Below are 14491 nucleotides of genomic sequence, written 5' to 3'. Positions count from 1 at the left end.
GGATTCTCTCCTTTCATTTATATGAAAATTTTACATCAGTTATTTTCATGGGTAAAATGAATAAAAAGAATGATTATCATTCCATATTTCTATATGTGACGCAGCAGCCAGTGAAAGGGGAGTTGATGGGATGGATATCCGGCATCTGCAATATTTTATGGAAGTGGCCCGTCTTCAGAGCTTCACGAAGGCCGCTGAATCGCTGTATATTACACAGCCAACAATCAGCAAGACGATCCGAAATATTGAAGACGAGCTTGGCGTGACGCTGTTTGACCGCTCGAATAAAAGAATTGAGCTGACAGACGCGGGCAGAATTATATACGAGCAGGCGCAGCCGATCGTCAAATCCTTTCAAAGCTTGTCCGCTGAGCTAGGAGATTTGAAAAACCTGCAAAAGGGGCATATCCGCCTTGGATTGCCGCCCATGGTCGGCTCCAGCTTTTTCCCTGAAGTGATCGGCCAGTTTCACAAAAGGTATCCTCAGGTGACGATGCAGGTGTTTGAAGATGGAGCTAGAAAGGTTGAAAAGGATGTGGAGAGCGGACTGCTGGATGTTGGGGTGGCCGTGCTGCCGACTGAAGATGATCTCTTTCATTATTTCTCTTTTGCCAGGGAAAATCTGATGCTGCTCGTTCATCCTTCGCATCGGTTGTCCGGTCGAGGGGCTGTACCACTCGTTGAGTTAGCGGACGAGAGCTTTGTACTGTTCCGGGAGGATTTTGCACTGCATGACCGTATTATTTCTGAATGTGTCCGGGTCGGCTTTCAGCCGCGCATCGTGTATGAGAGCTCCCAGTGGGATCTGATCAGCGGCATGGTAGCGGCCAATTTGGGTATCGCGCTGCTGCCGGAGACCATCTGCCGCGAGGTGGATCAGGAGCGGATTCGCATTTTACCCCTCATTAATCCGTCGATTCCCTGGCAGCTCGGGATGATTTGGCGTAAGGATCGTTACCTGTCCTTTGCGGCGAGGGAGTGGATTTCATTTGCGAAGAGTATTTTAATGGTGGAAAAGTCGGGGGATTAACACAGGCAATCCCATTTTGATCTTTGAAGGATGAGCAGCCCATATGAATGAATTGACATAGATTTTTATGAAGAGATATAATTAGGTGTGCTAATAAATAGGATAGGTAATTTAGTTTCTTAGCTATTGTCAGGAGTGGATAAAGATGGCCTCGAATCAATCGAACGAAGGGAGATGTTACCTTGAAATGAGTGATAATTCATCGGTCGAAAACAATACGGCGCTGAAGCTTATGCAAGCCACCATGCGTTTTAACAAGGCAGAGTTCCGCCAGCGGAAAATTGAAGGAATTAAGATGAGTGAGCTCGGGCTCTTGTTCAGTATAAAAAAGAGTGTGAAACCAGGTACAATCGGGCTGATGGTTTCGGAAATCAGTCATAAATTGCGAGTCACATCGCCAACAGTAACACAGCTGATCAAGACGATGGAGAAGAAGAACTGGGTCGAGCGCACCATGGATGAGCTGGACCGCAGAGCAGTCCGAATCAGCCTTACGGAGGAGGGGGAGGCAGTCGTACAAAAGGCGATTGATTCTACAATGGAATCCTTTTCGGGACTGATTGATTATTTGGGCCATGATGAGGGTAATCAGCTGGCTGATTTGCTCACAAAGGCGTACACCTATTATGAAGCCAAAGCAGATCCTTCTGGAGGAGGAACGATAGAAACATGCTGAAACTGTTCCGGAATTTAAAACCTTACCGACTGCCGATTTTATTTGTATTTCTGCTCGTGTTTTTCCAGTCCATGTCGGATTTATACCTACCTACATTGATGTCTGACATCGTAGACAAAGGCATCATTAACGGCGACATTCCTTATATTTGGAAAATAGGCGGCTTTATGCTGGCCGTGGCCTTAGTTGGAGCCATTTGCTCGATCGGTGCCAGCTACTTGTCTGCGAAGGTTGCGGGAGGTTTCGGCAAAAACCTGCGCAGTCGGGTTTTCCATCATGTCCAAAATTTCTCGCTGCAGGAATTCGACAAGCTGGGCACTGCTTCGCTGATTACCCGTACGACAAATGATATCACCCAGATACAGCAGGTGCTGACCATGATTCTGCGGATGATGATCAGCGCGCCGATGATGTGCATTGGCGGGATCATTATGGCCGTATCCAAAGACGCGAAGCTGTCCCTGGTTATTGTCGTTGTTGTTCCCGTGCTGGCAGGAGCCATTGCCATTATTGCCGGCAAGGGTATACCGCTGTTCAAGGCGATGCAGGTCAGACTTGATAAACTGAACCGCGTTCTGCGTGAAAACCTGACGGGGATGCGCGTGATCCGCTCCTTTAACCGCATTGAGCATGAACAGAAGCGCTTTAACGAAGCGAACTTTGATCTGACGCAAACGGCGGTGAAGGTGAATAAAATCATGGCGGCGATGATGCCGATCATGATGCTGGTCATGAACTTTTCGACCATTGCCATCGTTTATTTCGGCGGGATGCGCATCAGCAACGGACATATGCAGGTCGGGGATTTGATGGCATTCATCCAGTATGCGATGCAAATCATGTTCTCGCTGATTATGGTTTCTATGATCTTCGTTATGGTACCCCGCGCATCTGCCTCGGCAACGCGTATTAACGAAGTGCTGGATATGAAGCCGCAAATCATTGATCCGGTCCGTACCGGAGAGTCGGCTTCCGTATCCCAGCAGCGGGGTTACCTGGAATTTCAGGATGTGACATTCAGTTACCCGGGCGCTGAGCAGCCGGCTATTCATCATATTTCATTCAGCGCCGCTCCAGGAGAAACGACAGCGATCATTGGAGGCACCGGTTCCGGCAAATCGACACTGCTCAGTCTAATTCCGCGTTTCTATGATGTGGACAGCGGCAGCGTGAAGGTGAATGGTCAGAATGTGACGGATATGACTCAGGAGGAGCTGCGCGCCAAAATCGGCTTTGTACCGCAAAAAGCTGTTCTGTTCACGGGAACGATCGCCGACAATCTGCGCTACGGTAAGACCGAGGCGACCGATGAGGAGCTTCGTCAGGCAGCGGACATCGCACAGGCTACGGAGTTTATTACCAAAATGAAGGATGGCTTTGATTCGGAGATTTCGCAGGGCGGTAATAACGTGTCCGGCGGTCAGAAGCAGCGTCTGTCCATTGCGCGTGCGCTCGTGAGAAGACCTGAAATCTACGTTTTTGATGACAGCTTCTCGGCGCTTGACTTCAAGACGGATGCGAAGCTGCGTGCCGCTCTCAAGGAAGTGACCGCAGATGCCACCGTATTGCTTGTAGCGCAGCGGGCAAGCACCGTTATGGATGCCGACCGGATCATCGTGCTTGATGAAGGCCGGATCGCCGGCATCGGTAAGCATCGCGAGCTGATGGAAACCTGTGATGTATACCGTGAAATTGTATCCTCGCAGCTGTCAGAGGAGGAGATCGCATGAGTGAAGAAAGAAAGCATCCCGGAGGTCGTCCAGCAGGTCCACGCCATCCTGGCGGTCATCCCGGACAAATGATGCCTGCCGAGAAGGCGAAGGATTTCAAAGGTTCATTGAAAAGACTCCTTGGCTATTTGCGGCCGCGCCGGGTCACGCTCGCTGTTATTTTTCTGATGGCCATCCTCAGTACCGTGTTCAGTATTGTGAGCCCGAAAATTCTGGGTAAAGCCACAACCAAGCTGTTTGAAGGCATGATAGCCAAAATGAAGGGCGTACCGGGTGCATCAATCGACTTCAATTATATTACACAAATTCTGTTAATCTTGATCGGCCTGTACCTGTTCAGCGCAGCCTTCAGTTATATTCAGCAGTATTTAATGGCGGGGGTGGCACAGCGGGTCGTTTACGATATGCGCGAGCAGATCAACCGCAAGCTGTCGCGGCTGCCGCTGAAGTATTTTGATTCAAAAACCCATGGCGAGATTCTCAGCCGGGCGACAAATGACGTAGATAATATCAGTACGACACTCCAGCAAAGCTTGACACAGCTCATCACGTCCATTGTCACACTCGTAGGTGTCATCGTGATGATGCTGACGATCAGCCCGTGGTTGACACTGATTCTGATCGTGACATTGCCGCTCAGCTTTATCGTGATCCGGATGATTGCATCGCGCTCGCAGAAGCATTTTGTGGGTCAGCAGCGCTCTCTCGGACAGCTGAACGGACATGTGGAGGAAATGTACACCGGACATAAAATCGTCAAGGCCTTTGGCCGCGAGGATGAGTCTATGGCTGCTTTCAACGAAGTTAACGACAAGCTGTATAATTCAGGCTGGAGAGCCCAGTTTATTTCCGGTATGATCATGCCGATGATGTCCTTTATCGGTAACATCGGTTATGTGCTGGTGTGTGTGGTCGGCGGTGTTTTCGTAACGCACAAGACGATTACGATCGGGGATGTGCAGGCATTCATTCAGTATGCCAGACAGTTTACCCAGCCCATTATGCAGACGGCTAACATTGCCAATATTATTCAGTCTACGATTGCTTCTGCTGAACGTGTATTCGAGCTGCTGGATGAGAAAGAAGAAGTTCCGGAAGCTGCTGAAGCGGTTGTTCTGGAAGAACCTAAGGGCGCAGTGAAATTCGAGCATGTGAAGTTCGGATATAAAGAAGATGAACCGCTGATTGAAGATATGAACATCAATGTATTGCCTGGCCAGACCATTGCGATTGTCGGACCGACCGGTGCCGGTAAAACAACGCTCATTAACCTGCTCATGCGGTTCTATGAGCTGAGTGATGGAGCCATCACGGTTGACGGAGTCAACATTACGGACATGAAGCGCAGCAACTTGCGCAGCATTTTCGGCATGGTGCTTCAGGATACCTGGCTCTTTAACGGCACGATTAAGGAAAATATCGCGTACGGCCGTAGTGGTGTGACGGAGGAAGAGGTTGTTCAAGCAGCCAAAGCGGCACATGCCGATCACTTTATCCGTACCTTGCCGGACGGCTATGAGACGGTATTAAATGAAGAAGCCTCGAATATTTCGCAGGGGCAAAAGCAGCTCCTGACCATCGCCCGCGCCATTTTGGCCGATCCTTCCATTCTGATCCTCGATGAAGCGACAAGCAGCGTCGATACCCGGACGGAGGTTTACATCCAGAGGGCCATGAACGATCTGATGAAGGGCAGAACCAGTTTTGTCATTGCTCATCGCCTGTCCACAATCCGCGACGCCGATCTGATTCTGGTCATGAACAACGGCAGCGTGATCGAAAAAGGCACTCATGAAGAGCTGTTGGCGAAGAACGGGTTTTATGCCGATCTGTACAACAGTCAGTTTACGGGCGGCGGTGCGCGGGAGGTCGGGTGAACTTATCCTGGCTCTTCCTGCAGAAGCCTGCATAGAAACATGGTTACAGAAACAAGGACGTCTCTGATACAGAGATGTCCTTTTTTTGTGCGCTTTATGGTTTACGAATGGCAGAATTTAGATTAAAATGAGCTTTTGCACAGGATTGTTAGCGTTAACAATTGCCAGGAAATTGATTTTGGGTGGAAATGAACAAGTAAGCAAATTGAGTAAAAGGGGAACGAGACTACATGTTAAAAATGAAGGGCAGCTTCAAGAAGCTGACTGGACTGGCTCTTGCCGCCGTGATGACGGTATCCGGAGCTATGGTGCTCCAGCCCGTAAGCGCTAAAGCCGCTGACGACCAGGAAACGCATATTACACTGCTGGCAACCTCCGATGTTCACGGGCGCTTTATGCCATGGGATTATGCCATGGATACAGCGAATACGAACGGGAGCTTTACACAGCTTTACACGCTGATCAAGCAAGTTCGCGCCGAAAACCCGAACACGATCCTGCTGGATGCAGGGGATGTGATTCAGGATAACTCCGCGGAGCTGTTCAATGATCAGCCGAAATCGCCGATGATGGTTGCGATGAACGAAATGGGCTACGATGCATGGGCTATGGGCAATCATGAATTTAATTTTGGTATCGATACCTTTAATAAAGTAACAGGCCAGTTCAATTCTACAAAATTGGCAGGCAACGTGTACAAAGAAAACGGCGAGCGTTTTCTTCCAGCTACGAAAATCGTGGAGAAGGCCGGAATCAAGGTTGGCATCATCGGAATGACGACGCCGCTGATTACCGACTTTGAGAAGGATACGGATCATCTCAAAGGCCTGGTTGTCAAAAACCCGGTTGATGAAACGAAGAAAGCCGTTCAAGAGCTTGAAGGTAAAGCTGACGTGATGATCGGTCTGATGCATATGGGTCTGGACAACGAAAACTCGCTGCCAGGTACCGGTGTATCCGACATTGCGAAGGAAGTACCGCAGCTGACCGCTATTTTTGCCGGCCACATGCACAAGCTCGTGAAAAGCGAGACGGTAAACGGGGTGCTGATCGGTGAACCGGATAAGTACGGCACGCATGTGTCCCGTATTGATCTGACGTTCGTGAAGCAGGACGGAAAAATGGTTCTGAAGGACAAAGTAGCAACCGCTATTCCGGTCAAGGGTGCTGACGGCACGCCTGCTGTTTCCGATCCGGGTCTGGAAAAAGAACTTCAGCCATACCACGAATTTGCCCGTAAAGACGCCAACATTGTTGTAGGCGAGCTGACCGGCAAAAACAATCTGGTACCAGCGAATGAAATCAATGGTATCCCGGCCGTGCAGATTCAGGAAACACTCCTGTCTGATTTCTTCAGTGAAGTCATGCTCCATTACAGTAAAGCCGATGTTGTCGCGCATCAGATCGATAATGACAAGGCCAAGCTGGACGTAGGCCCGATCCGCAAAAAGGATATCGCCTACAATTACCAGTTCGCACTCGGTGAAATCACGAATTACAAAGTAACTGGCAAAGACCTGAAGGATTACATGGAATGGTCTGCGGGCTATTTCAACAGCACCCGTCCGGGTGACGTAACCGTCAGCTTTGACGAAAAACGCAGATCCTCCAAATACAGCACCGATGATTTCTTTGGCGGTGTAAAATACGAGATTGATCTGTCCAAGCCTTATGGCAGCCGGATCACTAACCTGCGTCATATGGATGGAACACCCATTCAAATGAATGACACGCTGACGCTGGGCATGAACGCCTATCGTATGGATGCCCTGCTTGCTAAGGGTGGAGCATTGGAAGGCCGCAAGTTCGAGAAGCTGTGGACATCCAAGGCGGAAAGCGCTTTTGGCGAAACCGGCGGAACCATCCGTAACCGTGCGATTGCTTACCTGACGGATGTGATGAAGGGCAAATACGAGCCGAAAATCCAGGACAACTGGAAAATTACGGGTGTGGATACAACTTCCAAGGAACGTGCTGATGTTGTGGACCTGATGAATGCCGGTATATTAACAGTTCCTACGACCGAAGACGGCAAATATACCAACATCGCTTCCATTAACATTCTGGATCCGGTAAAAGCAGAAGACGTAACCAAGCTGGCTGAAAAGGCGGGCGTGGACGCTGCACTTCTGTCCGATGTAAAAACAACAGGCGAGCTGTACCACAAGCTGAATGAAGCGGTAAAAGCAGCAGCTAAACCGGAGGTAACCGAGCCGGCACCAGCCGAGAAGCCGGAGACTCCTGCAAAGCCTGAAGTTGAGAAGCCTGCTCCTGCCAAGCCGACCAAACCTGTAACGCCTGCAAAACCGGCCCCTACTGAACCGGATTTGAAACAGGCGAAGATCACTGCCGATTACCTGAATATTCGTACAGGTGCTTCTTCCAAAGCCAAGGTTCTGGCATCCGCTCCGAAAGGAACGGTTCTGGAAGTGGCCGGCACTGCGCCTTACGGCTGGGTGAAGGTTGTGTATCAAGGTAAAACAGCATTTGTATACGGAAAATACGTAACGATGCTGCCATAGTTCTTTAATAGTTCATATCTTGAGTGATCAAAAAGGCGCTGTCTCATAAGTGGATTTCCCACGACAGAGACAGCTCCGTTTTATTTTGGGATCCAAAAAAAGGAGCAATTCTCCCGTTATTGGAGAATCGCTCCTTTGCGTTTTTGCTCTACTCCGGCTTGCTTCAGCATATTATGGGCAAGCGAAAGCCATCCGACCTCCAGCGTCACTTTCTTCATGCCGCGAAGCAGAAACCGCCGGAAGCCCCGGTTGTTTTTCAGTTGGCCAAACACACTCTCCGGCTCAATCATTCGCCGTACGGCCAGGGCATAGCCTTCCTCACTTCGGAGGAGGTCCCGGGCCTGACTTTGGTATCGCAGCCTTTCCAGACTTACCGCTACTTCCCGGTTCCCTGCTGCTTTTGTGCACCGATCTTTCAGCGGGCAGCCTTCACAGCTTTGACTTCGGTAATGACGCCTGCGAATCTCATATCCACTTTCTAGTGTTTCCTTGCTTTCTCTGTGGAAATGCAGTGTTTGCGCGGCGGGGCACGTCCAGTTATCCTCGGCTGCGTTGTACGTCCAATTCTCGATTTTACTCACATCTGCTTTCCACGCTTTGCTCTTTTCTTTATGGTAACTGCCGTATTTAACGACTGCTGTGATCTCTTCCTTTTCCAGATAGGCATAGTTCTCTTCACTTCCATAGCCTGCATCTGCAATGATTGTCTGTGGATGTTGCCCCAAGATCCGCCGTGCTATTTCCAGATGAGGCTCTAAACAACGGGTATCCGTGGGTCTTTGGTGGACACTGTAGGCTAAAATGAACTGATTTTCCGTGCCAATCTGCACATTGTATCCCGGTTTTAACTGTCCATTTCGCATGTGGTCTTCTTTCATCCGCATGAAGGTGGCGTCCGTATCGGTTTTGCTGAAGCTGTTTCGATTTCCAAGCAACTTTTGGTAATGTTCGTACTTCACAAGTCTTGGAAGCAAGTCCTTCCGAAGCTTCCGAACGGCTTTCTTTAAGGGGTTATCCTTGGGATGTTTCAGCAGCTGAGCTTCCAGTTGCTGCGTGACTTGTTCGAGCTTGCTGCTATCTAACTCGGAAGCCTCACCGAGTTCGGTCAGGTCTTTGCCGTGATGCTCGCGCTCTTCCTGATGCTCTGCGGCTTCGATGGTGGAGAAAAGTGCATGTACCTTCTCTTGCAGTTTGGTCTTGTGTTTGCTGACCGCTTTACCCCAGACGAAGGTGTAACGATTGGCATTGGCCTCAATCTTGGTACCATCTACGAAATAATGTTCCAAGGAGATGTACTTTTCATCTGCAAGAAATTGAAGTACGGCGGAGAACACGGTTTCGAGGACGTCTTTCATCCGCTCAGAACGGAAGCGGTTAAGCGTGCGGAAATCCGGACGTTGCCGTCCGGCTAGCCACATAAAGGGGATGTGTTCCCGGATGGCTTTGGCGATTTGTCTTGAGGAATAGATGCGCTGTGTGTAGGCGTAGATGATGACTTTGGTGAGCATTTTGGGATGGTAACTGTCACGGCCGCCGCCGGGATAGGCAGCGTCAAAAATGGCGTCGTCCAATCGATTGACGGCAGCATTCACGACACGAACGAGGTGGTTTTCTGGAATATCTTCTTCCAGATCCATTGGCAAACAAAGTTGGTCCATGGTATATTGAATGTACAAAGAAACCTCTCCTTTGAAATGGTTGGTCACACTTCCATTTTACCAAAAGAAAGGTTTCTTTTTTGTGTTTTTTTAAAGATTGAAGATCCATTCCCCGCATAAACAGCGGAGAGGACGGACGGATTGTGGAAAAGCGGCAGCGTTCGCCTTGATCTCCGGATTTTCACCGCTAAGGGGAATGAAAAAAAATCCGGAGAGCACAGCGATTGGAACAATGGTCCGTTCGCGCAGCGTCCACCCAAAAAGTCTAAGTATATCCTACGTAAAAGACAAGGCTGTCCCAAGCAGCCATTTCATGGCTTTTGGGACAGCCCCTTTTGATTTCGGTCTCAGTGATGGCTCATCAAGTACAGGAACCAGACGGCATGATTCTGCTCATCCATGGCGATGCGGCGGAGCTGTTCCTTCAGATAGGGATCCTGTGCCCGGTCGGAGAAGCCTAAATAAAAGTCGACGGTTTCCTGTTCGTCTTTAAATGAAGCAACCAGGCCTGATCTATACTCTTTCGCACAGGTTTCCGTTTGGACAGGCTTATGCGTTTGACTGGTCAGATGTGTATAAACCTGTGAAAAAAACTGCAGATGCTTTACTTCATCCTGGCGGATTTCTAAAATGCGTGTTTTGGCATCCTCTGTGGGAGCGAGCTTTGCCAGCTGCTCATAGCAAATGATCGCACTGTATTCGCCGTTGATGGACTTGATCAAATCCGGTGCCAAGGCGGTATCGGGACTTGCTGAAGGCCGGTAATAGAATCCATATGGAGTCATAAGGTTTCCTCCTTTATGCGTTTCTGGGCTAATATACCCTATGCAATAAGAGATAGAAGGGTGCAGGAGGGAAAGGACTTGCGAAGCCCGAACGTATAAGATACTTTATATAGAACATCAGATAGCCGGTTACAGACAGGTATGAGAAAAGGGAGGTTACAAGGTGAAAAAAAGTATTGCATTGGTGGAGCCTTTTAATGCGGAGCTGGTGATGAGATCCGTGAGAAGCCAGAATCCGCTCTTGATTCATGCGGATCCGCAGCTCCATACGTTTTCCAAGGTGGTGACGGCCGGAAACCGCAAAGTTCCTGTTACGGTAAATTTGATCCAGGGCGGAGAGGGGCAAACGGCAGAGATCGAATTTTTGGAGCCTTGTTCCGAAGCGGAGCAGGAGGCTGCAGTCGTATTTATCAACAAGATGTTATCCAATCATGTGGACTTGATGCCGTTTTACAGACAGCTCTTAGAAGAGCCCGTGATTGGTTCTATTCTTCCGGATCTGCATGGGATGAAAATCCTGCTCGAACCCAATTTGTATCAGAATCTGGTGCGTACGATTATTGGGCAGCAGATGAACCTGAGCTTTGCTGCCGCGCTGGTCAGCCGGATTACGGAGCGATATGGAACCCCGGTCCAAGCAGGTGAGCGCGTATTGTACAGCTTTCCCGAACCGGGCGCACTGGCCCGCCTTGAGCCCGAGGAACTGATGGAGCTTCAATTCAGCCGGCGAAAGGCGGAATATGTGATTGGCCTGTCAAGGCTGGTGGATGAGGGGACGCTGGACCTGCACTCGCTTCCTGCCCTGGAGGACACGGAGATCTTTGAGAAGCTGCTGCCGGTCCGGGGAATTGGCAAGTGGACGGTGGAATGCTTCCTTCTGTTTGGTGTAGGCCGGACGGATTTCTTCCCTGCGGATGATATCGGACTAAAAAATGCCATGAAGCAGCTGTGGGGCTTTGACAGTCAGCCGTCCTCACCGGATATGCTTGCGATCAGCAGCAGCTGGTCGCCTTGGAGAAGCTATGCGGCTTATTATTTATGGGCTTGGCTGGATGAGTGGAAGCTGCAAAAAAAGACCGCTTCCGCGGCCACAAAGAAATAAGGATATTTTCAGATTAGTCCTGGGCTTCCTCAGAGCGGGATTCAGGGCTTAATCCGACACCGTTCCAGAACATATGGATAATGTCATGAGCCAGCTCCGATGGTGAAGGGGCAAATTCCTTGGCTACCTCCCGGTTACCCAGCATGAGCATCGATGCCAGCGTATGTGCCATCAACAGTGGATGCAGCGGGCGAACCTCTCCTTTTTCAATAGCCTCTGTAAAGCTGACCGTCAGCACATCATGGATGCTCTCTTCACTTCGGCGGATGCTTTCCATCTGCTCCTTCGATAACGAATCTGCGGCTTCGCGCAGGATGGTCTCAAAATCTCCATGCGGAAACCGCAGCTTGCGCTCAGCCAGCAAAACAAGCCGGTCATATAGGGGCATGTCCTGCTGCTGCATAATTTGTTGCGATGAGGACTGCGCTTTTTCCATCATAGCGGTCACGGCCGCAGTAAACAGCTGCGCTTTATTTTCAAAGTGATAGTATATGGAAGCCTTGGTTACGCCGCACACCTTGGCAATCTGCTGAAGGGATACCGCTTCGTAGCCGTTCTCCATGAACAGATTGGAGGCGGTTTTCAGTATGAACTCGTTTGTCGATCCTTCCTGTTCCCGCCGTTTAGGCCTGCCAGGAGAGCGCTTGGGTTTGGGTCCTTGCTGGGAAAAATTCATATTTACTCCTCCACTGACAAAAAACTTGTTTGATAATTAACCTTCCGGTATATATAATTATTATAAACCGTTTTGAAGGTCAATACACCTTCTGATTTAGTACTTCAAGGCAATACATATACTATACCATGTACACCTGAATAAGGGTGAGGAGGAGAATCATGCAGCAGGAATCAGGATTTGGACGTTTTGTAGCCGGAAAGCGGAGCAAATGGATCACGCTCGCGGTCTGGATTATCATCGTGGGGGTTCTCAGTGCGCTGTGGCCGATGGTTAACAAGGAAGTCCAGAATAATGCGGCCAATCTGGAGGAAAATACACCGTCCGTTCAGGCTGAGAAGGTAGCCGCAGAGCAGTTCAGCGGAGGCTCCAGCGTACCTGCGCTGCTCGTATGGCACCGCGAGGGTGGACTGAAAGATGAAGATCTGCAGCATGTGCAGAAGCTGTATGCGGAATGGAGCAGTACACCGCTTCCTTATCAGGACAGTGTGCCTCCGTTTGACAAAATGCCTGCGCAGGCGCTGAAAAAGCAGCTGTCCGAGGATCAGAGCACGTTCGTCACACCGGTTCTGTTCAAGAATGATGCGGACAGCGACCAGCTCAAGGAAGGCGTAGTGCAGTTGAAGGAGCAGGCGTCGAAGGAGTTCGGAGCCGATCCGTTTGCGGCGAAACAAAACTCCACCAGCGAGCTGAGCGCTCGCGTGACGGGACCCGTCGGTATCTCGATCGATGCGGTTGGATTGTTCAAAAATGCTGACTTCAAGCTGCTGATGGGTACGGTTATTCTAGTACTGGTCATTTTACTGTTAATATACCGTTCCCCTATTTTGGCGCTAATTCCGCTTATTGCAGTGGGATTCGCATATGGCGCGATCAGCCCGCTGCTCGGCCTCATGGCCAGTAAAGGCTGGATTACCGTGGACTCGCAGGCTGTATCGATTATGACGGTGCTGCTGTTCGGCGCAGGTACGGACTACTGTCTATTCCTCATTTCTCATTTCCGTCATCTGCTGAAAGAGGAAGAGAGCAAGGGCAAAGCGCTGCTGCGGGCGATCACCGAGACCTCTGGCGCCATTGCTATGAGCGGCTTTACCGTTGTACTGTCGCTGCTGGCTTTGATGCTGGCTAAATACGGAGCCTATCACCGGTTTGCCATTCCATTCAGTGTATCCATTCTGGTGATGGTGATTGCGAGTCTGACGCTTGTCCCCGCACTGCTGGCGATTTTCGGACGTGTCTCGTTTTATCCGTTCATCCCGCGTACGCCGGAAATGGAGGAGGAACGTGCCCGCAGTAAGGGCAAGACGGCCCATACGCATAGACGCAAAAAGGAAAGCTTTATCGGCAGACTGGTTGTTACGAAGCCATGGATGATTGTCATTGTGACGCTGGTGGTGCTTGGCGGGCTCGCGTCTTTTTCAAGCCAGGTGAAATTCACTTATGATATTATGTCTTCCTTCCCGAAAGATATGGAGTCCAGAGAAGGCTATGATATGATCGGTAAGCAGTTTTCTCCGGGTGAGCTCGCTCCCGTCAAGGTGATGGTCGATTCTGAAGGCCAGCCGGATGTGCTGGGTAAGGCTCTCACAGGACTTCCTTATGTGGAAAAGGCTGGGCAACAGGTGCAGGGAGAGAAGAACGCAAACATCCTCGCCTACGATATCGAACTGAAGATGAATCCGTATTCGAGTGAGGCAATAGACCTTATTCCGGAACTGCGGAGCACAGCCGTGCAGACCCTGAAGGATGCGGGCGTCACCTCTCCTGAAGACAAGGTATGGATCAGCGGTCAGACGGCTGAGCAGTATGATACAAGAGAAACCGGAGACCGTGATACGATGGTGATCATCCCAGTGGTTATCGGTATGATTACGTTGCTGCTGCTGGTTTACCTGCGTTCGATCACGGCTACCATTTATCTGATACTCACCGTCATCCTATCCTATTTCTCCGCTCTTGGTCTCGGCTGGATTATCATCCACTACGGCCTTGGAGCAGATGCCATTCAAGGGGCGATCCCGCTGTATTCGTTTGTGTTCCTAGTGGCATTAGGTGAAGATTATAATATCTTCATGATCTCGAGCATATGGAAGAAGCGCAAGGTAATGCCGCTCAAACAGGCCATCAAGGAAGGCGTCGGCGAGACCAGCTCCGTCATTACATCTGCCGGTCTGATCCTGGCGGGAACATTCGCTGTGCTGGCTTCATTGCCAATTCAGGTTTTGGTGCAGTTCGGGATCATCACAGCTGTAGGTGTTCTGCTGGATACCTTTATCGTACGTCCATTCCTGGTACCGGCGGTGACAACCCTCCTTGGCCGCTTTGCGTTCTGGCCTTCCAAGCATGTTGAGGTGGAGGAGAAAGCAGCGCGCACAGAAGCCCGAATAGAATTGTAGGGTTCACGAAGATATCAACTTTGACGCGACCATAGGCCT

Annotated in this window: 10 protein-coding genes; 7 read left to right on the top strand and 3 right to left on the bottom strand. The window is 50.1% G+C overall.

Annotation, left to right across the window (positions count from 1 at the left end; translation table 11 throughout):
* Positions 1–130 precede the first annotated feature (130 nt).
* The 5 genes from cidR (at position 131) to E6W40_RS19200 (ending at position 7835) form a co-directional block, all read left to right on the top strand.
* Positions 131–1030: a cidABC operon transcriptional activator CidR gene (gene cidR / locus E6W40_RS19220; RefSeq protein ID WP_136607247.1), complete on the top strand. Its 900-nt coding sequence runs from the start codon at positions 131–133 to the stop codon at positions 1028–1030.
* A 187-nt stretch (positions 1031–1217) separates the two neighbouring features.
* The gene (locus tag E6W40_RS19215; protein WP_136607246.1) at positions 1218–1706 is read left to right on the top strand and encodes a MarR family winged helix-turn-helix transcriptional regulator; all 489 of its coding nucleotides are present in this window, start codon (positions 1218–1220) and stop codon (positions 1704–1706) included.
* Positions 1700–3436 (top strand): ABC transporter ATP-binding protein, encoded by a 1737-nt coding sequence (locus tag E6W40_RS19210; RefSeq protein WP_136607245.1) that lies wholly within the window; start codon positions 1700–1702, stop codon positions 3434–3436. Before E6W40_RS19215 ends, E6W40_RS19210 begins: the two co-directional genes overlap by 7 nt.
* A complete protein-coding gene (locus tag E6W40_RS19205) occupies positions 3433–5313 on the top strand; it encodes an ABC transporter ATP-binding protein (protein ID WP_136607244.1) in 1881 nt (626 codons plus the stop codon). The genes E6W40_RS19210 and E6W40_RS19205 overlap by 4 nt, the downstream gene beginning before the upstream one ends.
* Before the next feature lie 239 nt (positions 5314–5552).
* A complete protein-coding gene (locus E6W40_RS19200) occupies positions 5553–7835 on the top strand; it encodes a 5'-nucleotidase C-terminal domain-containing protein (RefSeq protein WP_136608150.1) in 2283 nt (760 codons plus the stop codon).
* 116 nt (positions 7836–7951) lie between these two features.
* Here E6W40_RS19200 and E6W40_RS19195 read toward each other — a convergent pair whose 3' ends face one another.
* Together E6W40_RS19195 and E6W40_RS19190 are read right to left on the bottom strand one after the other, a co-directional pair.
* Positions 7952–9511, bottom strand: a complete 1560-nt coding sequence (locus E6W40_RS19195; RefSeq protein ID WP_136604998.1) for an IS1182 family transposase — start codon at positions 9509–9511, stop codon at positions 7952–7954.
* 329 nt (positions 9512–9840) lie between these two features.
* Entirely contained in the window at positions 9841–10278 is a 438-nt protein-coding gene (locus E6W40_RS19190) for a ferritin-like domain-containing protein (protein ID WP_136607243.1), read from the bottom strand.
* Positions 10279–10441: 163 nt separating this feature from the next.
* Here E6W40_RS19190 and E6W40_RS19185 point away from each other — a divergent pair, with 163 nt between their 5' ends.
* Positions 10442–11380: a DNA-3-methyladenine glycosylase family protein gene (locus E6W40_RS19185; RefSeq protein WP_136607242.1), complete on the top strand. Its 939-nt coding sequence runs from the start codon at positions 10442–10444 to the stop codon at positions 11378–11380.
* Positions 11381–11393: 13 nt separating this feature from the next.
* On the opposite strand, the gene E6W40_RS19180 is transcribed toward E6W40_RS19185, so the two are convergent.
* Positions 11394–12056 carry a TetR/AcrR family transcriptional regulator gene (locus tag E6W40_RS19180; protein ID WP_136607241.1) on the bottom strand — a complete coding sequence of 221 codons (663 nt, stop codon included), beginning with the start codon at positions 12054–12056 and terminating at the stop codon, positions 11394–11396.
* A gap of 161 nt (positions 12057–12217) precedes the next feature.
* On the opposite strand from E6W40_RS19180, the gene E6W40_RS19175 reads away from it, so the two are divergent.
* Positions 12218–14452, top strand: coding sequence for an MMPL family transporter (locus tag E6W40_RS19175; protein WP_136607240.1), 2235 nt, complete (start codon positions 12218–12220; stop codon positions 14450–14452).
* The last annotated feature ends 39 nt before the right edge of the window (positions 14453–14491 follow it).

It is taken from the genome of Paenibacillus dokdonensis (assembly GCF_004916975.1).
GTDB lineage: Bacteria > Bacillota > Bacilli > Paenibacillales > Paenibacillaceae > Paenibacillus_AQ > Paenibacillus_AQ dokdonensis.
The sequence above is the reverse complement of the archived record's forward strand: the minus strand, read 5'-3'. Positions and strand labels throughout refer to the sequence as shown.

Coding starts and splice junctions, on each gene's coding strand:
- cidR (WP_136607247.1), top strand. CDS start 131: ATGGATATCCGGCATCTGCAATATTTTATGGAAGTGGCCCGTCTTCAG.
- E6W40_RS19215 (WP_136607246.1), top strand. CDS start 1,218: ATGAGTGATAATTCATCGGTCGAAAACAATACGGCGCTGAAGCTTATG.
- E6W40_RS19210 (WP_136607245.1), top strand. CDS start 1,700: ATGCTGAAACTGTTCCGGAATTTAAAACCTTACCGACTGCCGATTTTA.
- E6W40_RS19205 (WP_136607244.1), top strand. CDS start 3,433: ATGAGTGAAGAAAGAAAGCATCCCGGAGGTCGTCCAGCAGGTCCACGC.
- E6W40_RS19200 (WP_136608150.1), top strand. CDS start 5,553: ATGAAGGGCAGCTTCAAGAAGCTGACTGGACTGGCTCTTGCCGCCGTG.
- E6W40_RS19190 (WP_136607243.1), bottom strand. CDS start 10,278: ATGACTCCATATGGATTCTATTACCGGCCTTCAGCAAGTCCCGATACC.
- E6W40_RS19180 (WP_136607241.1), bottom strand. CDS start 12,056: ATGAATTTTTCCCAGCAAGGACCCAAACCCAAGCGCTCTCCTGGCAGG.
- E6W40_RS19175 (WP_136607240.1), top strand. CDS start 12,218: ATGCAGCAGGAATCAGGATTTGGACGTTTTGTAGCCGGAAAGCGGAGC.